The following is a 25,503-nucleotide window of genomic DNA, read 5'->3' on the forward strand; positions in this document are numbered from 1 at the left end:
GGGCTGACCATGCCGTACTTGTCCACGGGCAGGTACGTGACCTTGAAGCCCTCTTTCTCCAGGTACTCGCAGGTCCGCAGGATTGCCGGATGCTCGACGCTGGAAGTGATGATATGGTCGCCCTTCTTTTTATTGGCGAAAGCCGTGCCAACGATGGCCAGGTTATCGGCCTCAGTGCCGCACGATGTGAAAATGATCTCGCCCGCGTCCGCGCCGATCGCCTTTGCGACCTGCTCGCGGGCCGCCTGTACCGCCACGTTGGCCTCCTGGCCCATCGAGTGGAGGCTGGACGGGTTACCGTAGTTCTCGGTGAAGTACGGCAGCATGGCGTCCAGGACTTCCGGGCTGACCTTCGTGGTCGCGCTGTTATCCAGATATATCTTTTTCATCGATGTCAACTCTAGCAATGGTATTTTCAGGAACAAGCGTCATATAGCTTCCGTTCCGGGGCTTCCTTCGATAGCTCGCTGAGATTTATGGGGTGGGAGCAATACGGGCATAACGCGTCGCAGCTCTTCCCCTCGTACGGGCAGATGCTCATGGAAAGCTCCGAAAGCGGGTGGCCCGTGCTTTTGAGGTCATACTCCTTGTACCAGCCGAACGGGGCACGCTTGACTTCACACCCGTGCTCGACCAGGCTCTTTTCCAGGTCCTTCAGTATCTGGAGCGCGGCCTCCGGCTTGCCCAGCGTGCTCGTGAGGTGCGCGAACGGGAACACGACGACCTTATTAACTTTCAGCATGCTGAGGCGCTTCATGACCTCGTGTGTCGCCCCGTCCACTACTTTTGCCGGCTCCACTTCGTCCTGCTTCTCGACGCAGCTGAAAAGAACGACGCAGCCGTCCATCTCATCCTCCTTTTTCTCGATAGCCTCGGCGAACTTCGTCTTCCTGGTCGCCTTCCAGCCGATGTGGCTGGCATGTATCGCAAGGATCCTCATGCAAAGACCTCCCTGTAAAATTAACAATTGTTAATCGTCGTTTTTACTTATAAACTATTTGCCTGCGCCGATAAGCTTGCTCATGCCCTCGCTGGTCACGATACCAATGACGCGCTGGCCGTCATCAACGACGGGGAGCGCCGATATGTCATGCGTCTCCATTTTTGACGAGGCCGACTCCAGCGTGTCGCACTTACGGATCGTAGTGACGTTGCGGGTCATGATCTGGTCCAGGAACGCGTACTTGAGGGCCACCGCCTTGGAGATGTCCCACGCGGTCACGATGCCTGCGAGCTTTCCGCCATTCGAGACGACCGGCAGGTGGGTCGTGTTCTGCTCGATCATGGCCCGGGCCGCGTCCTCAATGCTCGAGCTCTCGTCGATGGTCACTGCCGCTGACATGACGTCCTTGACGAGCTTCGGCGAAAGGAAATTCGAGACCAGGTAGTTGATCTGGCCGCCCTCCAGCAGGAAAGCGTCGTGGCCATAGATGGACTTGATCTCGGCATAGCTCACGTCGGCGTCGTTGGCGGTCAGCGCCATGACGATCTCTTTAGATTGGTTTGCCGGGTAGAGCCAGTCCGATGTGACCGAGAGGATAAAGAACTTTGTCTTCGTGTTCTTGAAAGCGGCATCAAGCGAGGCGTTCCGGGTCAGGTCGAAGTAGTCGATGGCCTTGGTTATGTAGAGGTACGAGTTCGCATCGAACCGCTTCACGAAGGAATCGCCCTGGTGCTGCAGGTAGCTCTCCACCTGGAAGTCCGTGGAGAAGTCGTAGCCGAAGCGGGCCTTATCTTTTAATTTCCGGCCGAACTTTTGCTGCATGGACTCGTCGCTCAGGTACGTTATGTGGCCGACCATGCGGGCCAGCGCGAGGCCGTTCGTGGGGCGCTCGCCCTCATAGTAATTACCGTGGTTCCAGTTCCGGTCCGATACGATGGCCCGGCGCCCCACCTCGTTAAAGGCGATCTGCTGGGAGCTGGAATAGGCGGTCGTCGCCAGGATGACGGCCCGGCGCACGGCTTCGGGATATGCGACGCACCACTGCAGCGCCTGCATGCCACCCATGGAGCCGCCGGCCACCGCGTAAAGCTGCTCGATGCCTAAAAAGTCGATGAGCTTTTTCTGGGCGTTCACCATATCGCCAATCGTGATAACAGGAAAATCGAGGCCATAAGGCTTGTTGGTTGAGGGATTAATGGAAGAAGGGCCGGTCGAGCCCTTACACCCTCCGAGGATGTTACTACAGATGATGAAAAACTTATCAGTATCAAAGGCCTTACCCGGGCCGACGGCGATGTCCCACCAGCCGGGCTTCTTGTCGCCATCGTGCCAGCCGGCGACGTGTGCGTCGCCGGACAGCGCGTGGCAGATCAGTATGGCGTTACTCTTGTCTTTGTTTAATTGGCCGTACGTCTCGTATGCGATGGTCACCGGCCCGAGCTTCTGGCCCGATTCCAGGACGAGCTCTTCCTGCAGGTGGAAATACCTGGTCTTGACAACGCCTACTGATCCAATGCTCATTTTTTCATCCCGTTTATACCTTCGCCAGCGCCTGGTCGAGGTCGGCGATAATGTCCTTGACATCCTCAATGCCGATGGACAGCCTGATCAGGCCAGGGGTGACGCCGGTGTCCAGCTGCTCCTGTTCGGAGAGTTGCTGGTGGGTCGTAGATGCCGGGTGGATGATCAGGGACTTGGCGTCGCCGATGTTCGCCAGGTGCGAAAACAGCTTGACACTCTCGATGATCTTCTTGCCGGCCTCGACTCCGCCCTTGACCTCGAATGCTACGAGACCGCCGTAGATACCATCCTTGAGGTACTTGCCCGAGACCTTATGGTTGTAGAAGCTGGGCAAGCCCGGGTAGAAGACGAACTTGACCTTGGGGTGCTTCTCCAGGTACTGCGCGACCGCCAGAGCGTTTTCCGAGTGCTTCTTCTGCCTTAACGGGAGGTCCTCGATGCCCTGGAGGAACAGGAACGAGGCCCACGGGCTTAGCGCCGGTCCGAGGTCACGGAGCAGCAGTACTCTCGCCCTCAGGATGTACGCCAGGTTGGCGCCGCCGATGTTGCCGAATGCATCCCAGTAGCTTAAGCCGTGGTAGCTCGGGTCCTTATCGGTGATCTCGGGGAACTTGCCGTTGTCCCACTTGAAGTTGCCCGAGTCCACGATGACGCCGCCGATGGTGGTGCCGTGGCCGCCGATATACTTCGTAGCCGACAGGACGATGATGTCCGCGCCGTGCTCGAACGGCCTGAAGAACCCTACGCCGACGGTGTTGTCTACGACGACCGGTATGCCGGCATCGTGGGCGATCTTCGCGATGGCCTCGAAGTCCGGGACGTTCAGGTGCGGGTTGCCGATGGTCTCGATGTAGATGGCCTTCGTCTTCGGGGTAATGGCCTTCTTGAACTCCTCGGGCTTGTCCGCGTTGACGAACTTGGTGTAGCGGCCGAGCCTCTCGAACGTGTAGTGGAGAAGCTGGTATGTGCCGCCGTAAAGGTTATCGCCCGCGACGATCTCGTCGCCCACGCTGGTGATGTTGAGCAGCGCGAGGGTCGTTGCCGACTGGCCCGAACTCACGGCTAAGGCCCCGACGCCGCCCTCGATCGCAGCGACTCTTTTCTCGAAGACGTCGTTGGTGGGGTTCATGATGCGCGAGTAGATGTTGCCGAATTCCTTGAGACCGAACAGGTTCGCTGCCCTCTCAGGGGTCGGGAATACATACGAAGCGGTCGCATAGATCGGGACCGCCCTGGCGGTAGTCGCCGAGTCCGGCTCTTCTTGTCCTACGTGTAATGCAATAGTTTCTAATCCTGGTTTATTCTGTGTCATTCTTTCCAACCTCAATGTGTTATTTAAGGATCATGCTTTCTTTTTCTCGCCCGGTGCATAGCTCGAGGCCGCGTTCGAGTCCACCGGCAGGTCATACTTCCTGGCGATGTCCAGGAAGGCCTCGCTCAGGTACTTGATCTTCTCCCAGGATAGGCCGTAGGTGTTCAGCTTCCAGGTCCGGGTCGCGCCGGCGAACTCGCCGATGATACCCCGGTCCGTCAGCTCCTCGCTGAAGTAGAAGCCGCGGCGCTTGTGCGTCTTTGCGATGACGTCGTAGCTGCCCGTGGTATCGACCTTGCTGAGCGTGTGTTTCCTGGGCCACTCGGAAAGCACCGCGCTTCCCTTGACCCGCTGGAACTGCTCCAGGAAGTAATTGGACTTCTGGACTTCCTCGTCCCAGTCCTTTACTCTCTCCTTGATCGTCGGGAACGACGCCATCATGGACAGCAGCGTGCCGCCCATAAGGGTGCAGCCTAAGTTCTCGACTTCCTTGATGCCGAACTTCCTCTTGGTCACGTCGCCCACCATCGCGGTCGTGCGGAGTACTTTGGGAGCATACTCGTTCGATACGCCCAGAACGCCCGACGGGGCGACCGATGCCATACTCTTGTGGCCGGAGCCCACGACAAAGTCCGCCCCGATCTTTTTAGCGTCCACCGGGGCTATTCCCACGGTGTATGCGCCGTTGTACAGGAACGGGATGCCGTACTGCTTCGCGACCTTCGCGATGCCATAGACATCGTGCTCGTTGGCGAGCATGTAGTCGAAGTGGTCGATCATTATGAGCACTGGCAGCTTGCCGGTCTCCTTCTTTACGTCCTCGATCTTCCGGGCGGTTGCGTCTGCGGTGATGACGTTCTTCTCGTTCTTGGGCACTTCCTTGACGACACCCCCGGCCTGCTCGACGGCGAGGAACTCGGTGTAGTGGGCGAAAGCCGATACGATGACAGAGTCGCCTTTTTCCACCAGCGCCGACGCGACGGCCTGGAACGCCCTTCGGGCGCCCGGTGTGACCCTGGCCTGGTCGGCGTTGAGCCACTTTGCGAGCTCGCCGTGGAAGTCGTCGATGCCCGGCTTCGTTATTTTGTCCAGCCTGAAGGGCTTGCGGCAGTAGTCGCAGGTAGAGTAGCCGTCGCCGTATGCGATGATCGCTTTCCTCGCCTCGGGCGTCAACCTGCCGGCGGCCTGGATGGGATGGATGTTGATATATTCCTCTTCCCTGGTTCTTATGTCCAGGTTCCCGATCCGGGTCTTCGGCGGGCACGCGGTTTTGATATCCGGGGCCTCGATCTCGGCGAGGTACTCCTTGACCTTCGCCAGCGATTCCTTTACGTGTTGTTCCTGCTCCGGAGTCAGCCCGGTGGGCAGCGACTGCCTGAATACTTCCCTCACGTCCTCCAGGGAGAACAGCGCGTCGAACGTCCTTTGAACTCGTAAGTTGCTCATTTCTCGTCACATCCTAAGCCCGAGGGAACTTTTTTATTTCTGCACCCCTGCTTAGCGCTTAACAATTGTGTATTTAACAATTGTTAAATTTTCCGAACATATTTATATCCTGTGTTCGTGGCAATACCGGAATTTTGCCGGAGTACGTAGCTCAGGCCGTTTTTACCTTGCTATGGAGGCGGGCAAGAGTCAACAATCGTTATGATTGTTAACAATCGTTTAGAAGCGTTGATACTATATAAAGCATATGGTTTGAGTAAAAATATGCATGATAGTAATAACGCTATAAGGGCGATAACGGTAAAAATGGGCTAACTCGGCCCTAAAAAGGATATGATCAGTCAAATAAGTGGCCGATCCTATCGAAGATACCGGAGAATCCTGAAGTGACAGAAGAGCCGCCGAACAGGCTGTCGCCCCACCCCCACCAGGATGTGTTCAAGGGGCTCACCGAGGTCGTATTGAATGCATTAATATCCTCGAACGGCCTGAATCCGTTCAGGTCGATCATGAAGGGATTCTTCTTTTCGTTCGGGTCAGTGTATTGCATGTCCAGCACGAAGATCTTCTTGCTCCAGTCGCCGGACGTGCCGACGTTGACCGTTAGCTGGTCGCCGTCGACCTTATAGTCGTTTATGCCGACGATGGCGCCGGACTTTAGCTTATCCACGAGCCCCGTCTGGAATCCTGATGGCTCGTTTTTTGGGTCGTAGTTCACGTATAGAGTATATGCCTGGCCCGTCTTTACGGCCGGATCGGCCGAGTAGAGCACGTTGCCCTGGACCGTACTGCCCTGGGGCACATCAGGCAGTGCAACGGCACTAATGCCGAAAGTTTCGGGGACAAGACCCCCCGACGTGCTTTGCGGCGTGACCGTCGGCATCACCGGCATCTTCGTGAGCTGGAGCACGACCTTCGCCTTTCCTGAATAATCCGTAGACTGTGCCGCGCTCAGCACCATGAGCGCAGAAATAAGTAATGCCATTATGGCAATAACCCTGAGCCTCATACCTTTACCCGGTGAATCATTAGTTTACGTTTTTATAATTATGTTGAAAAATAAATACGGCCGGAGCATGGAAAAATTCCGATAAAAAGCGGTTAAAGAAAAAAGCAGAGGGAGAGAATCGAACTCTCCTGAACCGGTCTGCAGCCGGTTGCATAGCCATTCTGCCACCTCTGCGTATAGTGGGGTCGTTTTTGAGAGCAGAGAAAGAGAATCGAACACTCCTGAACCGGTCTGCAGCCGGTTGTATAGCCACTCTGCCATCCCTGCTTGCTCTGCTTGACTTAACAATTGTTAATAGAATTCGAACATATTTATATTCTTTGTTCGAGGCAATCCCGGGCGATAACAGGCATATGCAAGGCCCGAGTCATGCTTGCGCAGCCACTTAATAATTATTTAGACAGCCCTATGGTCTTTATAGCATGGCATAAAAGCAAAAAAGGCATAAAAAAGAATTAGACCATAATTTGCAACATAGTATCAATTTACACGCCGCAGCTATTCATGCAGACAGTGCAGTCGTCGAGGTCGGACTCGTCCTGACGGTGCAGATCGCATAGCGAGCCACTCTGCTTGACAATGGCGCAGACGGCACAAATGCCCGGTATGACGTCCTTCCCGGTGTTCCCGTCTGCGATCTCCTTCGCCAGGTTCTTTATCGCCTTCCGGACCTGCTTGTTCACCGGGATACCCTTGCCCCGCTTGTCCTTCATGTACTGGGAAACGGCGGACTGGGTGATGCCCAGCTTCTCGGAGACTTCCTTCTGGGACATGCCCAGCCTGGTCATCTCTTTTGCTAATTCAGCGCGAATGGTCGGTATAACGTACCACACGATCAATTCACATGGAGCCTTCATGGTGCGATCAACTTAATTAAACAATCGTTATAATATTATTTAAGATTAACGCTGTTAAGTGGCTTGCTTCTGAAATATTACAATCGTTAACAACGTTCATTCGCTATAAATGATGGCAACTATTTTGTTAACTATTGTTAATCCATATACTTGTAGTCCAGCGGGATTACTGAGGAGGGTAATATATGGAGAATGTAAGTAGAATCATAACCTGTATGGGAGTCGTTCTGGCCCTTATCGTCGCGGTCGTGCCGGCCGGCGCAAACCTGACGCCGGCATGGGTCGGCATCCCGGCGATCGTCCAGAGCGGCACGACCGGCGCCTTCAACCAGAACACGGCCTGTGCCACGGACTTTGAGAACATCAACATCAAATTCCCGGCCTACTTCGACGGCCTGCACCTCGGGGCGAGCACGCTCGGGCTCGGCGTCGCCGATGCCGACTCGTCAGCCGGTGGAAGTTCCAATGCCCATGCCGCGGACGAAAATTACCCGTACGCGAACGCATATGCCAACAATCCGGCGGATGACTCCGGCGTCGATGCACAGGTAACCGCCAACGTGCTGCCTTTTGGCCCGGTCAACCTGGCGTTCCCGGACATCGATCAAACGGTGTTCCAGACCCAGCAGGTCACACACACGAACTTCGCCCAGACCAACGAGTTGGCCGCGTTCACTTACCCGTTCTGCGTCGCGGGCCCGGTCAAGCTGCCAGGCTTCGGCTTCGAGTTCTAAAATCCTTACCGGCATGCCTAGCTCTTTGCTCCGCCGGTAACTACTTTTTTTATCGCTCAGTTTTTTATGCTAACGAAAACATCCGAAGCTAAGCAGGTGGGATCTCCCCGTTGAGCCCGTCTTTTTTCAGCAGGCCGATCGCTGGGCCGCTGATGACGGAAGTGACGATGGCCATGATGATCAGCGCCACGAAGATGCGATCGTCGATGATCCCCGCGTTCCTGGCGACCGTCGCCAGAATGACTTCCATGGCGCCGCGGGTATTCATGGCAAAGCCGACGATGACGGACTGCTTCGGTGAGATGCCCCCTATCCGGGCCCCGAGGGTCGCGCCGACGATCTTGCCGATGCACGCGACCAGTAGTACTACGACAACGATCAGCGGGTCGAAGGCCTTAAGGAAGTCGGTCTGGAGGCCGATGGATACGAAGTACAGGGGGGCCGCGAAGTTCATGATGAACTGGTAAAGAGAATCGACGGCCTCGTTGCGCCGGTCGCCGCCATCGGAGAGGGCGATGCCCACGAGGAAAGCCCCGAACACCGCGTGCACGCCGATGAGCTCGGCTAAGGCCGATGCCAGCAGCACGTAGACCATGGTTATACCCAGGAACACGCCTCGCCAGGATATGTGCGACCGTATGAACCCTAATACGCCCTGACCGATCGCCCGGCCGATGGTGACCATGAACACCAGGAGCAGGAGTGCCAGCATCAGGGTCATGTAGGGGGGCAGGTTCAGCACGCTTCCGGACGCGTAGTTACTCAGTATCAGCGCAAAGAGCGACCAGCCGATAAGGTCGTTGATCGTCGCAGACCCCATGATGAGCATGGCCAGCTCCGACTTCATCAGGTCCAGGTCGATGAGGATTCGTGCGATGACAGGCAGTGCGGATATAGACAGTGCCGTGCCCATGAAAAGAGCAAAATTACCGACGCCGGACCGGGTATTATCTCCCCAGAGGCCGGGGAACAGGACGACAATGCCGTACCCGAGTATGAACGGTATCGCGATGCCCAGGAGGCTCGTCCATAAAATGCCAGACCGGCTTTTTTTTAGCATCTTGAGGTTCATCTCCAGCCCGGCGAAGAAGAGGAAGAACAGTAAACAGATTTGAACTAGCGCATCCCTGCCGGCGAAGACCGCCCCGGAGGACGGGAACAGCAGGCTTTCGGCGCCGGGGCTTATCAGCCCGAGGACGGTCGGGCCTAGGATGATGCCGCCTATGAGCTCCCCGATGATGGCGGGGCAGTGGAGGCGGCGGGCCAGTTGGCCGAAAAACAAAGCTACGGAGAGCATGACTGCGATCTCCACGAAAAACATCACCATATCGTCGGGTAACATGCTTGTTTGTCCTCGCTTGTTGATTTATTGTATTGGCAAAAGATATTGGGCGCTGTAGCCCCATACGTTTGTTTGACGAGGAGGAGGTAAGGCGCATATAGCTTTTCTATACACTCTATATATACGCTCGTATGCCGCTTATTGTCAGCAGATGCCTGCCTGTATGACAGAATATAAATACCAGGTCCTATTTTTAACTATTGTTAACTCGCCCGGATCGAGTATTAGCGAGGCAGACGGAAGTGAGTCTTCCATTGGAGCATTCTAAGGATCATGGCATCGACCGCAAATATGACGACCTCCGGCGCATCCTATGTGATCTGGACGGTGTTATCGTTGCCTTTTCGGGCGGCGTGGACTCGACGTTCCTGCTGAAAGCCGCCTCCGATACGCTCGATAAGGGCAAAGTCGTGGCCGTTACGGCCAATTCGGCGACGCTCAAGCCGGAGGAACTGGAGCGGGCCAGGAAGACGGCGAAAGATCTGGGAATTGTACACATCGTTCTGGATACGCATGAGATGGACGACCCGGAGTATACGAATAATACGCCCGACCGCTGCTACTATTGTAAAAAGATACGCTTCTGCGGCCTGGATGCGGTCAAAAAGGAGCTCGGCATCGAGCATATCGTCGACGGCGCCAACATGAGCGATGCCGGGGATTACCGCCCCGGCGAAAGGGCTGCCCGGGAGATCGGCATACGCAGTCCCCTGAGGGAGGCGAGCCTGTATAAAGACGAGATACGGGCGCTTTCAAAGTCCCTGGGACTGCCGGACTGGGATATGCCGTCGCAGGCGTGCCTGGCATCACGCTTTCCTTATGGGACGGCCTTGACGCCGGAGCGCCTGAAGCAGGTCTATGAGGCTGAAAAGCTCATCGGCGATCTAGGATCCCGCCAGGCGCGGGTGCGCTATCATGGAGACATGGCGCGGATCGAGATCCCTGCTTCGGATATCGAGAGACTGGTCGCATACAGGGAAAGCATTGTCAGCCATTTGAAAAAGCTGGGATTTATTTATATCACTTTAGACCTCCAGGGCTTCAGGAGCGGAAGCCTGAACGAGGTCCTGGACAGGAGGTAATGAGATGGAATTTGACGTGGTCATCGTACGCTATGGCGAGATAGGCATTAAGAGCGAGCAGGTGCGCAGGAAGTTCGAGGCCCTGCTTATGGGGAACATCAGGGCGATGCTGGATTCGAAGGGCGTCGCCTACGAGGACGTTATCAAGGAGCGCGGGCGCATATTCGTAGTGACGAAAGACCCGAAGGCACCCAGGGTGGTCGGCAACGTGTTCGGCGTCGTGTCCACAAGCCCCGCCGTCAGGGCCGGCCCGACCATAGAGGAAGCCGCAGCTGTGGCCGCTGCCTTTGGAAAAGAGCTGATCAAGGACGGCCAGTCGTTCGGCATCATGGGGAGGCGCTCGGGTAATCAGCCCTTCACGTCGCAGGACATCGGCCGCCAGTGCGGCGACGCCGTCTATAATGCCGTCGCCGAGAGGCACCCGAAGGTCGACCTCAAGAACCCGGACCATAGCATCCACGTGGAGATCCGGGATACGCACTCTTACATATTCACCGACATCGTCAAGGGCGTCGGAGGCATGCCCCTGGGCTCCCAGGGAAAGATGGTGGCCATGGAGTCGGGCGGCATAGACTCGCCCATAGCTGCCTGGCTCATGATGAAGCGGGGCTGCGAGATCGTGCCCGTGTTCTTCCATAATGCGCCGTACTTTGACGACACCACGATGAACAGGGCATTGAGCACTTTAAAAGAGCTGAACAAGTGGTGCCCAGGCCACGAGATGAAGGTATACGTCATGCCCCACGGGAAGAACCTCCGGACATTCCTGGAAAAGGGCAACCAGAAGTACACCTGCGTCTTCTGTAAGCACCTCATGTATAAGGTCTCCCGCGCCATCGCCGAGAAAGAAGGCGCCCACGGCATCGTCACGGGCTCTTCCATGGGCCAGGTGGCCTCGCAGACTTCGAACAACATGCTCGCAGAGATCTACGACGTGGACTTCCCGATCAATCACCCGCTCATCGGCCTCGATAAGGAAGAGATCATCGAGATCTCGAAGCGCATCGGCATGTTCGGCATCTCCATCCAGAAGGCCATGGGCTGCAAGGCCGTGCCGAAACATCCCTCCATTCACGGGCACCTCGAAGAGGTCATAAAAATGGAAAAAGAGCAGTTCGACTTCGGGGAGCTCGTAAAGTATGAGGTCGACAACGCGAAGATCGTTGAAATCTGAATATTTTATAATACATTTTTTAATAGACTTCCATGATTTATCATAAAATAATGGCGATATATGCAACTCTTTTACTTTCACAATCGTTATAAAATTATTTAAATGTTATATATTTTTAATTATAATGTCGATTGGGTGATTTAATGGATAATTTCGATAAGCGCGTGAAGGAAATCAAGAGCCTTGATCCTCAGGACAAGACGAACAAAGTACGGTCGTACCTCGACAAATGCCAATGCCCGCCATGTCCTTCATATACGGATTGCGCGAAAAGCGATAATGAGGGAATATTCTGCCTGATGGGTAATAGCTTCCGCTGCATCAATGAGATTAAAGGCTGCAACTGTCCAACATGTCCGGTGGAAAACGAGCTCTCGATGAAGGACAACATGTATTGCATGAAGGGTTCCGAGTTCGAGAACAGGTATTTCAACAACCTAAAGTGAAAAGAGATCCCTAATATATTTACCAGGGCATTCTGGCAAAATTGGCCCAAAATACAAAAGAGAAAGAATAAAGGTTATATATCCCTGACAGGGGACACGTCGCAGCCCGTACAGGGCAGGCAGCCAGTGACGGCCTTCAGGACGTCGAGCCCGTGCTTTTCAAGGATGCGCCGCTCCTCGGAGGCCAGCTTGAGCAGCCGGCCGGCGCTGACTGTCTCCACGTACACTTCGCCCTTGCGGAGCGGGTGCGGGTTGACCTTGCGAAGGATGGGTATGACGCCCTTCGACGCTAGCATATCAATGCCTTTTATGACCGTCTCGTCGGTCTCGCCCAGCCCGATCAAAATATTGCTGAAAACGTGATTGCGTCCGTAAACGGGCACGGCGTGCTCAAGCGACTTGACGATATATTCCTGCGAGAGCCCCGGGCAGACCTTCTTGAATATTTCCTGGTCCACCGACTCGATGTTGTATTTTATTTCTGCAGCGCCAGATTCTTTCAAGATCTCTGAGGAGCGTTCGGTCGGATATACGGATATACCGATATGTATGCCGCGGGGCCCGACTTCTTCATTGATAAGCTTTACGATGCCGGCGATCCGTTCTACTTCCTCGTCTGGCGTCTTCCATATGCCCGACGTAAGTGATATAGAGGATAGTTCGGGGTTGAGCAGGCCGCGCCGGACTATGTCCAGCACCTCGTCGGACGATTTTATTTTTCCCTGCAGCTTTGGCACCGGGCAAAACTTGCAGTCCTGGACGCAGCGCTCGCTCACTGTAATATATATTTGCTTAGGGCAGTGGGATATGGCCTCTTCCAGCCGGCCGCGGGCGAACTCTTTTTCGTCGTCGTAAATCGTCACATTATCGCCGTCCAGCGATGCGTGGAACCTCGACGCCTGGCGCACGCCCAGGCGCACCCGGTGGCCGTCCAGGCTGACGAAGATCGATTCCAGGCCGGCGCCGGGTCCGGCGGTCGCTCTACTTACGTAAGGGCGGAACGTCTGGTCGATGACCACGCCGCCGGTCTCGATCAGCTCGGCCTTCTTTTGAACGCTTATTTCCATTTCGGCATCACCGATCCATGTAATATATGATATTTGCGAGGTTAAATATCTAGTTAACGAAAAAATCGTTAACAAAATAACAATTGTTAATCCAAACTATAAAAAGCTAGCGTCCCCTTCACTCGAGCACGACGAGGTCCAGCTCGACGCTCATGCAATGGCGGCAGAACTCAATGAACTCCTTCGCGTTGTCGGACATCTCCTCGTTCAAGGACTGGGAGATGTAGAACGTGATCCGGGGGGCGATCTCGGGGGTCTTTTTCATCTCCGTGAGCATTTCTTTGAAAAGATGTATCAGCCCCCGGAAGTTGATGCGCTTCAGTATGCGGACGCTCCCGTTGCCCGAGGCATCGATCCAGGCCCTGTAATGGTCGGATTCCCTGTAATAACGCTCGATCTGTTCCATGCGCTCCTGCCGTCGATACTATCTGACCGTTTCTCTTTGATACGTATATGTTTGAATATTCCGGCAAGTTTTACATAATTTATCCGAGTTTCAGGACATTACCCACAACGATGGCCGTTTTACTTAGCTTTATTAGCATAGGGGCCGTAGTGAGATTTGGCGGCGGGCGGCATTCGGCCCCGGTGCCATTCGTAGGTGGACCTGATCGCTATGTGAAAGGTGAGAAAATGAAACGGAAAAGCACGAAGCAAACTCGTATAGACCGGCTGAACATGCCGAAAATAGAAAATGAACTGTCTCACAGCGACGACGATGACCTCTACCGCTTCCTGCGGGGAGGCCTTGGAGCGAAATAGAAGCCGGGAGACCCGGACGAAGGTCGATAAGCATGATAACATATTGTAGCCCATTAGCAAATTTTTAATCGGTTCGCGCATGAGGCCCATGCAATGGTCATTTTGTCTAAAATTCTAAGCCGGATTCGCCCAGAGCGGACGCATAACGTTCATAAAAATTAACAATTGTGAATTTTCAGCCGAAAGATTTAACTATCGTTAAGTCTATTTAGGTGATGGTGAAAATACTATGAGGGATCGTTTTTGCCATTAATGGCAACCAAATAGAAGTACCGAAGATCGAACATTTGCCGCCATCGGCAAAGCTGGTCTACAAGGTCCTGGAATCCAGCGGCCTGCTGACCCAGAAAGACATCATCGAAAAAACATACCTCCCGCCAAGGACCGTTCGCTATGCGCTGAACAGGCTGCGGGAAGAGCATATCCTTCAGGAGCGCTTCTACTTCAAGGACGCCCGCCAGAGCCTCTACGGATTAAGTGGTCCTATGGGGGTGGTTGGAGGATAAGCCCATATTCTCTGGTTTTTATGTATAATAGATGCTGTATTGAATTACTCCCTGTTTTAAGCTTTTTAAGAGCATGAGGGCACTATTTTTCACCACAAAGGCACGATGGCACGGAGGCCCACAAAGTTTTCTTTTAAATGTTTCGCTGATGCGAATTCGAGCAAGTTACAAAGTACACAGAACCGGTTCATTAGCGATCAGGGCACGAAGGATACAAAGACACAGTGGAATGAGCAAGAGCACTTTTTGCCATCGTGCCTTCGTATTCTTTGTATCTTAAAAGTTCAAAAAGCGGCTCTGTGCCCTTTGTCTCTTAATTATAAAAAAGGCTTTGTGAGCCTCCGTGCTCTTCGTGCCTTTGTGGTGAAAAATAGTGCCTCCGTACACTCCGTGCGCTTAAAATGAAATACTCGACACAGCAATAATAGATAAAAAGGTATTAACGCCGGGTGATCGCATGGCTATTACATGAGATTCCGTCTGCGAGTCTCCGGCGATAAATAACCTCCTATTTTAACCCAAAAACGCACCAGCCATTACCGGCTGCAGACCAGGTCAGGCCTGCTTCAGGATAATAAAAAAAATGTTAAAAGATCATCCGCCCGATACTGGCGGGAATACGGTGACTTCATCGCCTTCCTTGATCGGGGCCTGCAGGCCGCCCTGGTCCAGGACGCTCTTGCCGTTGATCAGGATATTAACGTATGGCTTGACTCCGGCGCCGTTGAGCATCAGCGGCTCCAGCTTCGGGTAGTCGTGGATGAGCGCCGATATGATGTCGTTCACCTTATCGCCCTTCGGGCTGATCTCGACTTCCTTGTTCTTGGTCACCTCGCGGAAGTTCGCGAATAGTTTCACTTTCAATTTCATGCTGCACCTCCTATTTACTGCCGCAGGCCGGGCAAGCGGGGTTCTTGTTTACCTGGATCTCATGGAAGTCCATATACTCGCCATCGTAGAGAAGTAAGCGGTTCGTCACGGGCTTACCGATGCCAAGGACGACTTTGACGGCTTCCGTCACCTGGAGCGTGCCGAGCACGCCCGGAGTGGCGCCAAGTATTGGAAAAACCTCTTTAGGCGGCGCATGGGGGAAAATACATTTCAGGCACGGGGTTTTCCCTGGGATTATCGTCGTGAGCCGGCCTTCGAGGCCCCATACGGATGCGTGGATGAACGGGATCTTATGCTTCAGGGCCGCTCTGTTGAGCAGATACCTCGTCGGGAAATTATCCATGGCGTCGATGATGATATCATGGCCCTTCGTAAGATCGTACACGTTGTTCTCGTCGATCTTGCCGTTGAATGCCTCCACCTCTATTTCGGGGTTGGCCTGCGTCAGCTTCTCGAGGCCGCTTTTCACCTTGACCTCGCCCACGTTCCTGTCCCAGTGCAGGATCTGCCGGTTCAGGTTGCTGAGGTCTACTACGTCCATGTCGGCGAGCGCGATGTGGCCGAACCCGGCGACAGCGAGGTATGTGGACACGGGGCTTCCCAGGCCGCCGGCGCCCGCGACGAATACCCTCGTGTTCTTCAGCTTTTTCTGCCCTTCCTCGCCGAAACCCTTGATCATCATCTGGCGGTTATACCTCTTCAGGTCATACTCCGTCAGCTCCTTTGGACCCGATCTTTTCTTCTCCGTGACCGAGACTCCTTTTTGCGACATAATAGGAAAATTAACTATTGTTAACTATATAATGCTTGGTAATCTGGCAAGAAAAAAGAATAGCATCGAGCATGGCCATCGAAAAACGTGAGTGCCGCAGCACAGTTTCACGATTCTTTTGAGAATTTATCGCGGTTCTTATCGAACAGGGCCTTGCACTTGTTACTGCAAAAATAATACGTCTTCCCGTTAAAGTTCTCCTTCGCCCCCGGCTTCTCCTCATTCACGTTCATATGACATACGGGGTCTTTCACCATTTCTTATCACCTGACTGAGGTTAAGCCGGAAAGAATGATAAGCGTGACCTGCTCTAAAGGCAGAGGCTCCACGGGATGTGCCGAATTTTAATTAAAAAGAGGGTATCAGGCCGTTTCCGGCCTGATTAAGGTTACTTACTCGTCGCTATAGCCGGGGTACGGGTATCCAGGGTATCCTGGGTACGGGTAGCCGGGGTATCCTGGGTACGGGTAGCCGGGGTATCCTGGGTACGGGTAGCCGGGGTGGCCCGGGTTAGGCGTAGGAGTCGGTGTCGGCTGTCCCGGGTAACCAGGGTAGCCGGGGTACGGGTAGCCGGGGTATCCTGGGTACGGGTAGCCGGGGTGGCCCGGGTTAGGCGTCACAGTCGGCGACGGCCTGGGCGACACGGTCGGCGATGGGGTCGGAGATGGGGTGGTCGGCGGCGTGTACTTACCGTCCAGGTAGTTGATCGCGTTGATTATGCTGACCCTGCCATAGCCGTAGTCATTATTCGGGACGCCGCTGCCCAGCTGCTTCGCGGTCTTCTCCATGATATCCTTGACCTGGCTGACCGTGAGGTCCGGCTTCTTCTGCAACAGCAACGCGACGCAGCCCGATACCATGGGCGTGGCCATGGAGGTGCCGCTCATCGACAGGTAGTATGTGTCGATGGCCTTGCCGTCGTTGGTGCCGGTGGCCCTGCAGGACACGATGTCCTTGCCCGGGGCGCTGACGTCCGGCTTGACGGTACCATCCCGGTTGGGGCCCCTCGAGCTGAACGAGGCGATGACATCGCTCTTGTCTGTTGCGCCCACGGTCAACGCGTTCGCACAGTCGGCAGGGCACGCGATCGTGCTCGAGCCCGGCCCGCTGTTGCCTGCCGCCACGACGACGACCTTTCCGGCCTTGACGGCGTTATTAACGGCGTCGTCCATGGACTGCGTGTGCTCCGTAGAGCCAAGTGACATCGATATTACTTTAGCATCGCTCTTGGCCGCATAGTTCAGGCCGGCGATGATGTTGTCCAGGCTGCCCGAGCCGTCCTTGCCCAGCACCTTGATGCCGATGAACTGGACTTCGGGCGCCATGCCCTTGTACTTGCCATTCGAGGCAGCGCCGCTGCCGCCGATGATGCCGGCGCAGTGCGTGCCGTGGCCGAAGTCGTCGTATGCGGTGGTCTTACCGCCGACGTAGTCCTTGAAGTCGACGATCCTGCCTTTCAGGTCGGGGTGGGTACCGTCGATGCCCGTGTCGACCAGGGCAACCTTAACGCCCTTGCCGGTATATCCAAGGTCCCAGACCTGCGGGGCTCCGACGATCGGTGCCGCCTGGTCGAGGGTGGCATGGAATATGACGTTCTTTTCGACGTATTTCACGCCCTTGAGGGAGCTCAGCTTCTTAGCCGCATCCGCAGTCGGGACGTTGATGGCCATGCCGTTGATGAGGTCGTACTGGTATTTGACCGTCGCGTTGTTCTCAACGGCGAACGTCGCCACCTGGTCGTCAAGAGCGCTAGCCAGGTTCTGGTTGTCGTTAAAAACGACAATATAGGTACCACTGCTATAATCCTGGGAGGGCTTAGTCAGCGGTATGCTCGCATTTACCAACATTACGCTAGCCAGTAGCACGATGCATACTGCAGCGACTAGTAGTATTCGTTTTTTAATTGCTTACTCCTCCTTCACTAGTAAGCCTAGAAATATCCCTATAGTATAAATACTTTCCAAATCAGGCATATAAATTGCAAATGTTATCTATTATAACAGCAATTCAATGATTAACAAGTATTAACTTTTTATTAGTAAAATAGACTATTAATTGACTTAATTAATCCAATCAGGTATAAAAATGAGCCTTGTTAAGCAGGCAATTAAAAATGCCCCCTGAAAGCAGAGGGTAGGATAAAAAAAAATTAGAGCAGCTTATCGGGCTGCGGCGCGTTGGGCTTTGCCACGATGGGCTTGCCCATGAACTTGATGCGCTCCTCGATGAGGGCCTGGCCACGGGGCGTTACGCCGAAGATAGGCACGGAATCGCCCACTTTACATAAGGCCTTCTTCGACCCCTCCTCCCGGACGTACTTCGAGGCGCAGCCCGTGGCCACGTCCGCATAGTTGAAGATCGCTTCGGCCTCGTCCTTCGGCAGGCCAGTAACGTGGACGACGAACGTGTAAACTTTCACGCCAGGGTGCTGCTTTTCGATCTCCCGGATCTCCTTTGCCATGGTACCGTTGATGATCGAGACCGCGATGTTCTTGTAGCCCATGGCTATGGCCTTTTTAACGCCGGCCGCCTGGTCGATCTTCGCGGTTTTCGGATCGAGGACGTTCTCCTCGCCGACTTTCTCGATAAGCGACGGGATGGGCGTCGTGCTGACAAGGCCGGATACTCTTCCGCCGATGCCCTGGACCATGTCCGGATCGGTGACGATCAGGGTACCGCAGCCTTCGCAGACTAGCACCGCAGCGTCGATCTTTTTCTGCCGGATGGCCGTGCAGATGATCTCGGAGACTCCGAATGACAGGAAATCCTTCATTGTCATGACGCGGTTCGGCGTGCACATGCCGAAGTCGTCGATGCGGAACTGGATATTGTTCGCGATGACCTCTTTGGTGATTTTCTTGATGCCCCTGTGCTTGTCGAAGATCGGACAATAGCTGATCATCGGCTCTCCGACCTCTACGACCTTGCCGTCCCGGACGACGATGCGGGCCCTGCCCAGGCCTTCTATGACGTGTTCATCCATGGTTATCATCCATTTTTTCATATGATTGCGAATATGTACTATTTATCGCACATGAATCATGATAAACTTTCGGCCGCCGTCACAGGTTATAGTGTGCAGGGCCCGGGTGGGCTTTCCGGATAAAACGGAAATCGAATATCTCCTCTTCGGATACCGGGCGGCTGATATAGTCCATCCTGAGGAGAACGTCGACGAATCGCATGGTCGATGATACGTATTCAGGGGAAAGGGCGCTGCAGTACTTAGGCGATATCCGGTATGCCTCGAGCACGAACTCCGGGTCGACGATCTCGGTCAGCTTCGCCACGATCTCTGCTGCCTCTTCCGGCTTTTCCCGGATGAAGTTGCAGGCCGTCTCATGCATCTCCAGGAACCGCATGATGATGCCGGGGCTCTCGAAAAGCTCCGTTCGTGCCACGATGCCATAGCTGGGGTTGTTCGGCCAGAGCTCGTGCGGCGGTACCACGATACGGGCGCCGCAGAAGCGGCGTGCTGCTACTGCGAGCGGAGGAGTTCCGGCTGCGGCTGGTATCTCTCCTTCCACCAGGGCGTCCAGTACAAAATCGGCCCACGCATAGTTCTTTATTTCTATATTTAGCCCGAGGCTTTCCGCCAGGTCCCTGGCGATGACGTCGTGGATAGACCCTTTGGGCGGCGTGCCCATGATAGAGCCCTCGAACTGTTTCAGGACCTTACTTATGTCGCCCAGCTCATCCAAGGACTTATACTGTTTTTGGGCGAGCATGACGGTGCCCTCTACGTGGCCGCCCGCGATGCACTTGAACGGTATGCCCCTCGCGACGCCGATGATGACCGGCGGCAGGCCGATGTAGCCGATGTCGATCTCCTTGTTCTCGAATGCCTTCACGATGTCCGGGCCGGAGGCGAAGAGCTTCCATCGGGCGTCTATGCCGGCTTTTTGCAGCCAGCCAGTGCCCTCCAGGATAAAAGAAGTGTGATACACGGTCGACAGGTGCCCGATATTCAGCGGCTTAGAGGTGCTCATGACTATCCAAATGGTATTGGACTCATGAAGCATTAAAGCCTCGTCTGAGGGCAAAAATAGGATGTGAAAATTAAAAAAATATACTGTGTTGAATACCTCGTTTTAAGCGCACGGAGGGCACGGAGGGCACTATTTTCACCACGGAGGCACCCATAGGCACAATGGCTCACAAAGTTTCTTTTAAGTGTTTCGCTGATGCGAATTCGAGCAAGGTACAAAGTTCACAGAGCCCGGTTCATTGGCGATCAGGGCACGAAGGTGACAATGGCACGATGGAATGAACATGATAGCGCTTTTTGCCTGCGTGCCTTTGAAGCCTCTGAGCCTTATAACACAAAAAGCGTGCCTTTGAGCCCTTTGTAACTTGCATATAAAAAAAGACTTCGTGGGCCTTAGTGAACTCCGTGCCATTGTGGTGAGAAATAGTGTCTCCGTGCCCTTATGAAGCTTAAAATGCCGGAGTAATTCAACACGGCAGAAAAATAAAAGGATCAGTGGCCGGTCGGAGAGCATTCCTCGTCTATGCAGCCGAGGATCTTAACGCCGTGCTCGTCCACGTCGATCTTGATGAGGGTCTGGACATCGTAGCCCATGTCCTCGATGATCTTCTTGCCCTCCCCCCTCTCGATGACGATGACGATGTCCTTAATGACAGCCCCGGCCATCTCCAGCGCTTTTATTACCGCTTTCAGCGTGCCGCCCGTGCTGATGACGTCGTCGATGATGAGCACGCGGTCGCCCTTGTTGATGCCGTTCAAATATAGCTCGCCCCGGGAGTAGCCAGTGGTCTGGTGGACCGCAATCTCGCCAGGCAGCTCGTACTTTCTCTTTCTAATGATGATAAAAGGTATGTCGGTGATCGTCGACAGCGCGGCGCCCAGCGGCAGGCCCATGGCCTCGATGGTCACGATCTTGTCGACGTCCAGGTCGGCGTTCTTCACGATACAGGCGATGACTTCCCGGAGAAGCTCGGGCTTCACGACGGGGACGCCGTCAGAGATAGGATGAATAAAATAGTTGTAGGCCCCTCTTTTCACGATCGGCGCATTTTTCATTGTCTCTCTTAAGTTCTTCAGCATCACACCCACGTCCACTAAGTAAGCGTTTTGCACCCTTTTAGCTCATAATATCTTAAATCTAACGATAAACAGGAACTTTCAGAAGTATATGGAATAATAAGGTTACAATATCTTTTTAATGTCGGTCACGAATGAATCGACCACGGTGCGCGTAACATGGGGCATGACGACCATGCGGAGAGCTTCCGGCCGGGACGTCGTGGAAACGAACCAGCCCATGTCGCATAATTTTTTTCTCGTCGCCTCAGCATCCGGCAACTTCGTGGTCACGATGTTCATGACAGGCTCGAGCGCGAGCTCAAGGCCCATGTCCAGCAGGCTGTCCCGGAGGAGCAGGGTGTTATCCATGCACGTCGACACGATCTTCCGATAGCCGTCCATGCCCAGGTGCCGCATGACGGCGTATGTCGCAGCCGCCGAGGCGCCGCTCCGGGTGCCCGCCAGCGAGGACTGGACTTGCGAAGTCAGGTACTGGGCGTTGATCTCCAGCAGCTTCATGAAGCGCTCATCCCGATACAGCAGGCCGCCGGACGGTATCGTGCTCATGCCCATCTTGTGAGGATCGATGGCGACCGACATGACGCCGGGCACCTCGAAGTCGAACTTTAGCTTCGACGAGTCCTTCAGGAACGGTATGACGAAGCCGCCGAAAGCCGCATCCACATGGAAGAATATGTCCTCGTCGAGAGCGAGCTTGCCTATCGCCGGGATGGAGTCGACCTGCCCGAACTCCGTCGTCCCCGCAATTGCGACGAGAGCTATCGTGTTCCTGTCGATGAGCCCGGCCATTGCGTCGACGTCTACCTTGAGCTCATCGTCCAGCGGTGCCCGCCTTAGCGTTACTCCCAGCATCTGGGCCGCCTTATCAAAGGAATAATGCGCCGACTCAGGAAGGACAATGTTGGCCTTGCCGGGGTCGACTTTCTTTAACTGCCGTGCACTACGGAGCGCCTGGATGTTGCTCTCGGTGCCGCCGGTCGTGATGTAGCCTGCTGCCAAAGGTAAATGTAAAAGCTCGCCCAGCATGCCTATACAGGCATGCTCGAGCGAGGCCGTCCCCGGAAAAAGTTTGGGATCCCCCAGGTTGGAGACGATGAACTCTCTGTGGGCTTTTAGTGCGATGGGGTGAGGGGTCGTGCACATCGAGCTGAGCACGCGGGCATATGGAACGTTTCTCTGCGCCGCGTCCTCGAGCTCCTTTAGTATTACGGTCTCATCGACCCCATGTTCCCTCAATATTTACACCACTTTTTTCCTGGCCGAATCCAGGATGATCTCGTGCTCGGTCCTGGCGACCATTTCCCTGACAGCCTCGACCGCATCGATGTTGGCTGAGATGCTGGTGATGCCCATGGCGACGAGCCTCTTGGCGACTTCGGGCCGGCTGCCCGCCTGGCCGCAGATGGACGTCGTGACGCCAGCCTTGTTGCACCGCTCTATGACGTACTCGATCAGCTTGAGCACGGCGGGGTGCAGCTCATTATACAGGTCCGCGACCAGCTCGTTATTCCGGTCGACGGCCAGCGTATACTGGGTCAGGTCGTTCGTGCCGAACGATACGAAATCGATGCCCTCCTTAATAAAGTCATCGATGATCAGCGCGGACGCGGGTATTTCGACCATGATGCCCACGTCTACCTTCTCGATGTCGATGCCGCACTCGACCATGATCTCCTTTGCCCTGCGCAGCTCTTTCGGGTGCTGGACCAGGGGCAGCATGATGCCTATATTGTCGTAGCCCAGCTCGAAGAGCTTCTTGAAGGCCGCCATCTCCAGCCGGAAGTGCTCTAATTCGCGCAGGTCACGGCGGATGCCACGCATGCCCAGCATAGGGTTGTGCTCGAACGGCTCGCCCTCGCCGCCCTTCATGGCCCGGAACTCGTCCGTCGGGGCGTCCAGCGTCCTTACCCAGACCGGCCGCGGGTAGAAGGCGTCGGCCACAGTGCGGATGCCCTTGACTAATTCGTTCACGTACTCGTCCGAGCGGCCGCTCTTGATGTAGACCTGCGGGTGAGTGTTCAGCCCGAGTATCATGTGCTCGATCCGGAGTAATCCCACACCGTCCGCCAGCGTCGCCTTTGCCCTTTCGGCGGCCTCGGGGATGGACACGTTGACTTTGACCTCTGTTGCAGTAATCGGCTTTGTCGTCGCCGCTACGGCCGCGACCCGGGCCTCTTCCGAGGGCTTTTCGACCGGCTTCAGGGCGCCCAGGAGGACGTGGCCCTTCTCGCCGTCAACGGTCACGACCTGCCCGTCCTGGAGCGTCCGGGTGGCCTCTCTCGTGCCCACGACCGCCGGCGTGCCCAGCTCACGGGATACGATGGCCGCGTGGCAGGTCATGCCGCCCTCGTCGGTCACTATCGCCGAGGAGCGCTTCATGGCCGGGACCATGTCCGGCGTGGTCATCTTGGTCACTAAAATGTCGCCCTCCAGCACCTTGTCAAGCTCGCCCATGCTCTTGACGATCTTGACGTTGCCGCTGGCGACGCCCGGCGAAGCGCCCAGGCCTTCAAGGATGACTTCGCCGGAGGCCAGGCCGCCCTTCGCCTCGCGCTTCTGGATAGTGGTGATCGGCCTCGACTGTAGGAGGTATAATTCGCCGTCCTTCACGGCCCACTCGATGTCCTGGGGCTTGCCATAATGCTCCAGGACTATCTGGCCGAGCTTTGCCAGCTTGACAATGACGTCGTCGGGCAGCACCTGCGAGTTCTTCTTATTCTCCGGGACGTCGACCTTCTTGCTCTTGCGGGTCTTTTTGTCCCGGATGATCATAGTCTGCTTTGTGGCGACCTTTTTCTGCCTGACATTGAAAGTCTTGTTATCGATGAGATATGTGTCCGGCGATACGGCGCCCGAGACAACAGACTCGCCCAGGCCCCATGCGGCCTCGATGATTGTGACGTTCTCGCCGGTGGTCATGTGGTTGGTGAACATGACGCCGGCCTCCTCCGCGTCGACCATCTTCTGCACCACGACGGCGATGCTCACCTGGTCGTGGGGGAACTTTTGCTCAACACGGTAATAGATAGCCCTTGCGCCATAGAGCGACGCCCAGCATTTCTGGACGGATTTGACCAGGTCGTCCGCCCCTTTAACGTTGAGATACGTTTCCTGCTGGCCCGCGAAGCTGGCCTCGGGCAGGTCCTCGGCGGTCGCGCTCGACCGGGCGGCCACGTAGACCTCCTCGCCCTCACGCTTGCATAAGGTGGCATAATAGTCCCTGATGGCCCTCTCGATGTTCTTCGGCATGGGCGTCTCCATGACGAGCTTCTTGGCGTCGGCCGCGGCCCTGTCCAGGGCTTTAGCGTCGTCGACGTCCACGTCCAGCGTCTTGAACAGCCGGTCCATGATGCCCGTCACTTCGATAAACTCGCGGAACGCCTGCGCCGTCACCACGAAGCCCCGTGGCACGGGCAGCTCGGCGTTGATCATTTCGCCCAGGCTCGCGCCCTTGCCGCCGACAATTGGAATATCCGAATTCCTGACGTCCTCTAGCCATACGACGAGCCTGTTCGAAGGCCTTACGGCCTCTCTCACTACTGCTTTAGTCTTCGCTGCCACGATCATCTCTCCAGATATCGTATCGCTTTCTTGCGTTTCTTTTCATAGTTCATGATGGCCGCGTCTACGATATACGCGACGTTGTCCCGGGGCACGCCGAGCTCGGCCCCGATGCGGATAAAATAGAGGTATTCGACGGCCCGGTTCATCGACCTGTACGATTTAACGGCTTCCATTAATGTGGCGATGCCCGAGAACGTGTGGATGAACGGGAGCGTGGGCGTCACTTTGCCGTGCTCGATGCGGGAGATCGTCTCCCGCCGGAGCCGCATGATGCGGCTTAATTCCTCCTGCGTCAGGTCCATCTTTCCCCGGTACATCTGGATGAGCATGCCCCGGTCCTGCGAGTTCACGATATCGCCCGCGATGGCCCTGGCCTTATCGAACATCCACTCCGGCGCGTACATCAGGAAACCTTCCATGTGAATAGAAGCATGTTACATACTATGTAACATTTCTATTTAGCCAAAATTAGGCTTCGATGCTATATAACCATTATGTTACGTAATATGTCACATATTACTAACAGCTTAAAATTAATAAGCTACACAAAGACTTTTCAGCCACGAAGCTGCTCAAAGCGGGCCTGAAGCTCACGAAGTCATTATTAAATATTTTAAAAATCATTGGTGTCGCCTGGTGTAACCTTAGTGCCGCTTGAGAGCAACTGTTGTCTCAACCCCACCAAGTTTACACCAGGCGGCACCAATTTTATATTATATCACTAAGCGGCACGGAGTTTACACCAGGCGGCACCAACGATTTTTAATAAGTCTTAGAGAGCTTCGAGCCAGCTTCGAGCCGCTTCGTGGCTGAAAACGTCTTTTAAAGCATTCTTAAAATAATTTAGAGGAGCTTAAATGATTAGGGTTCCGGGCTGGAGAGGCGGCACAGGTACGCGTCCAGCCCGGGGCTTTTTCCATCCTTCCTCAAACCCACACTGATCTGCTACACAGGTTTACTCATATTGCTTTCTATCGGACCATAGAAAGGCGCGGTCATAACCCCAT

The 25,503-nt window shown here is 55.0% G+C and carries 26 protein-coding genes; 6 read left to right on the forward strand and 20 right to left on the reverse strand.

Annotated elements, in window-relative coordinates:
- The 7 genes from VMC84_RS06985 to VMC84_RS07015 all read right to left on the reverse strand — a co-directional run.
- The coding region (locus VMC84_RS06985; protein WP_325379263.1) for a cysteine desulfurase family protein at window positions 1-389 on the reverse strand (389 nt) is incomplete at its 3' end.
- Between the two features lie 26 nt (window positions 390-415).
- The gene (locus VMC84_RS06990; RefSeq protein WP_325379264.1) at window positions 416-940 is read right to left on the reverse strand and encodes a threonyl-tRNA synthetase editing domain-containing protein; all 525 of its coding nucleotides are present in this window, start codon (window positions 938-940) and stop codon (window positions 416-418) included.
- A gap of 54 nt (window positions 941-994) precedes the next feature.
- Window positions 995-2,464, reverse strand: coding sequence for a homoserine O-acetyltransferase MetX (gene metX, locus VMC84_RS06995; RefSeq protein WP_325379265.1), 1,470 nt, complete (start codon window positions 2,462-2,464; stop codon window positions 995-997).
- 13 nt (window positions 2,465-2,477) lie between these two features.
- Complete coding sequence (locus VMC84_RS07000) at window positions 2,478-3,776, reverse strand: O-acetylhomoserine aminocarboxypropyltransferase/cysteine synthase family protein (RefSeq protein WP_325379266.1); 1,299 nt, start codon at window positions 3,774-3,776, stop codon at window positions 2,478-2,480.
- Between the two features lie 30 nt (window positions 3,777-3,806).
- Window positions 3,807-5,222 (reverse strand): O-phospho-L-seryl-tRNA:Cys-tRNA synthase, encoded by a 1,416-nt coding sequence (gene pscS / locus VMC84_RS07005; RefSeq protein WP_325379267.1) that lies wholly within the window; start codon window positions 5,220-5,222, stop codon window positions 3,807-3,809.
- Between the two features lie 337 nt (window positions 5,223-5,559).
- Window positions 5,560-6,231 carry a hypothetical protein gene (locus VMC84_RS07010; RefSeq protein ID WP_325379268.1) on the reverse strand — a complete coding sequence of 224 codons (672 nt, stop codon included), beginning with the start codon at window positions 6,229-6,231 and terminating at the stop codon, window positions 5,560-5,562.
- A 485-nt stretch (window positions 6,232-6,716) separates the two neighbouring features.
- A complete protein-coding gene (locus VMC84_RS07015) occupies window positions 6,717-7,088 on the reverse strand; it encodes a transcriptional regulator (protein WP_325379269.1) in 372 nt (123 codons plus the stop codon).
- Window positions 7,089-7,273: 185 nt separating this feature from the next.
- On the opposite strand from VMC84_RS07015, the gene VMC84_RS07020 reads away from it, so the two are divergent.
- Window positions 7,274-7,822, forward strand: a complete 549-nt coding sequence (locus VMC84_RS07020) for a hypothetical protein (RefSeq protein ID WP_325379270.1) — start codon at window positions 7,274-7,276, stop codon at window positions 7,820-7,822.
- An 88-nt stretch (window positions 7,823-7,910) separates the two neighbouring features.
- On the opposite strand, the gene VMC84_RS07025 is transcribed toward VMC84_RS07020, so the two are convergent.
- Complete coding sequence (locus VMC84_RS07025; RefSeq protein WP_325379271.1) at window positions 7,911-9,164, reverse strand: cation:proton antiporter; 1,254 nt, start codon at window positions 9,162-9,164, stop codon at window positions 7,911-7,913.
- Between the two features lie 242 nt (window positions 9,165-9,406).
- On the opposite strand from VMC84_RS07025, the gene larE reads away from it, so the two are divergent.
- From larE to VMC84_RS07040, 3 genes are all read left to right on the forward strand, one after another.
- Complete coding sequence (gene larE, locus VMC84_RS07030) at window positions 9,407-10,246, forward strand: ATP-dependent sacrificial sulfur transferase LarE (protein WP_325379272.1); 840 nt, start codon at window positions 9,407-9,409, stop codon at window positions 10,244-10,246.
- A 4-nt stretch (window positions 10,247-10,250) separates the two neighbouring features.
- A complete protein-coding gene (gene thiI, locus VMC84_RS07035) occupies window positions 10,251-11,420 on the forward strand; it encodes a tRNA uracil 4-sulfurtransferase ThiI (RefSeq protein WP_325379273.1) in 1,170 nt (389 codons plus the stop codon).
- Window positions 11,421-11,563: 143 nt separating this feature from the next.
- A complete protein-coding gene (locus VMC84_RS07040; RefSeq protein ID WP_325379274.1) occupies window positions 11,564-11,866 on the forward strand; it encodes a DUF2769 domain-containing protein in 303 nt (100 codons plus the stop codon).
- 74 nt (window positions 11,867-11,940) lie between these two features.
- On the opposite strand, the gene VMC84_RS07045 is transcribed toward VMC84_RS07040, so the two are convergent.
- Complete coding sequence (locus VMC84_RS07045; protein WP_325379275.1) at window positions 11,941-12,933, reverse strand: radical SAM protein; 993 nt, start codon at window positions 12,931-12,933, stop codon at window positions 11,941-11,943.
- 118 nt (window positions 12,934-13,051) lie between these two features.
- Complete coding sequence (locus VMC84_RS07050) at window positions 13,052-13,339, reverse strand: hypothetical protein (RefSeq protein WP_325379276.1); 288 nt, start codon at window positions 13,337-13,339, stop codon at window positions 13,052-13,054.
- Between the two features lie 227 nt (window positions 13,340-13,566).
- On the opposite strand from VMC84_RS07050, the gene VMC84_RS07055 reads away from it, so the two are divergent.
- Complete coding sequence (locus VMC84_RS07055; protein ID WP_325379277.1) at window positions 13,567-13,695, forward strand: hypothetical protein; 129 nt, start codon at window positions 13,567-13,569, stop codon at window positions 13,693-13,695.
- Between the two features lie 263 nt (window positions 13,696-13,958).
- On the forward strand, window positions 13,959-14,201 hold the full coding sequence (locus VMC84_RS07060; protein WP_349256753.1) for a winged helix-turn-helix domain-containing protein: 243 nt from the start codon (window positions 13,959-13,961) through the stop codon (window positions 14,199-14,201).
- 594 nt (window positions 14,202-14,795) lie between these two features.
- On the opposite strand, the gene VMC84_RS07065 is transcribed toward VMC84_RS07060, so the two are convergent.
- The 10 genes from VMC84_RS07065 to VMC84_RS07110 all read right to left on the reverse strand — a co-directional run bounded on the left by VMC84_RS07065 (window position 14,796) and on the right by VMC84_RS07110 (window position 24,915).
- Window positions 14,796-15,071, reverse strand: coding sequence for a ubiquitin-like small modifier protein 1 (locus VMC84_RS07065; RefSeq protein ID WP_325379279.1), 276 nt, complete (start codon window positions 15,069-15,071; stop codon window positions 14,796-14,798).
- A 10-nt stretch (window positions 15,072-15,081) separates the two neighbouring features.
- Window positions 15,082-15,864 carry a HesA/MoeB/ThiF family protein gene (locus VMC84_RS07070; RefSeq protein WP_325379280.1) on the reverse strand — a complete coding sequence of 261 codons (783 nt, stop codon included), beginning with the start codon at window positions 15,862-15,864 and terminating at the stop codon, window positions 15,082-15,084.
- Between the two features lie 107 nt (window positions 15,865-15,971).
- Window positions 15,972-16,121, reverse strand: coding sequence for a YHS domain-containing protein (locus tag VMC84_RS07075; RefSeq protein ID WP_325379281.1), 150 nt, complete (start codon window positions 16,119-16,121; stop codon window positions 15,972-15,974).
- A gap of 135 nt (window positions 16,122-16,256) precedes the next feature.
- Complete coding sequence (locus tag VMC84_RS07080) at window positions 16,257-17,711, reverse strand: S8 family serine peptidase (protein ID WP_325379282.1); 1,455 nt, start codon at window positions 17,709-17,711, stop codon at window positions 16,257-16,259.
- A 302-nt stretch (window positions 17,712-18,013) separates the two neighbouring features.
- A complete protein-coding gene (locus VMC84_RS07085) occupies window positions 18,014-18,847 on the reverse strand; it encodes a methanogenesis marker 8 protein (protein ID WP_349256754.1) in 834 nt (277 codons plus the stop codon).
- A 79-nt stretch (window positions 18,848-18,926) separates the two neighbouring features.
- Window positions 18,927-19,886, reverse strand: a complete 960-nt coding sequence (locus tag VMC84_RS07090; RefSeq protein WP_325379284.1) for an ABC transporter substrate-binding protein — start codon at window positions 19,884-19,886, stop codon at window positions 18,927-18,929.
- A 458-nt stretch (window positions 19,887-20,344) separates the two neighbouring features.
- Window positions 20,345-20,932, reverse strand: coding sequence for a hypoxanthine/guanine phosphoribosyltransferase (hpt, locus tag VMC84_RS07095; RefSeq protein ID WP_325379285.1), 588 nt, complete (start codon window positions 20,930-20,932; stop codon window positions 20,345-20,347).
- Window positions 20,933-21,034: 102 nt separating this feature from the next.
- The gene (gene mfnA, locus VMC84_RS07100) at window positions 21,035-22,168 is read right to left on the reverse strand and encodes a tyrosine decarboxylase MfnA (protein ID WP_325379286.1); all 1,134 of its coding nucleotides are present in this window, start codon (window positions 22,166-22,168) and stop codon (window positions 21,035-21,037) included.
- Window positions 22,169-22,171: 3 nt separating this feature from the next.
- A complete protein-coding gene (gene ppsA / locus VMC84_RS07105; RefSeq protein WP_325379287.1) occupies window positions 22,172-24,499 on the reverse strand; it encodes a phosphoenolpyruvate synthase in 2,328 nt (775 codons plus the stop codon).
- Entirely contained in the window at window positions 24,496-24,915 is a 420-nt protein-coding gene (locus tag VMC84_RS07110; RefSeq protein WP_325379288.1) for a helix-turn-helix transcriptional regulator, read from the reverse strand. The genes ppsA and VMC84_RS07110 overlap by 4 nt, the downstream gene beginning before the upstream one ends.
- Window positions 24,916-25,503: the final 588 nt, after the last annotated feature.

It is taken from the genome of Methanocella sp. (genome assembly GCF_035506375.1).
In the GTDB taxonomy this organism is placed as follows: domain Archaea; phylum Halobacteriota; class Methanocellia; order Methanocellales; family Methanocellaceae; genus Methanocella.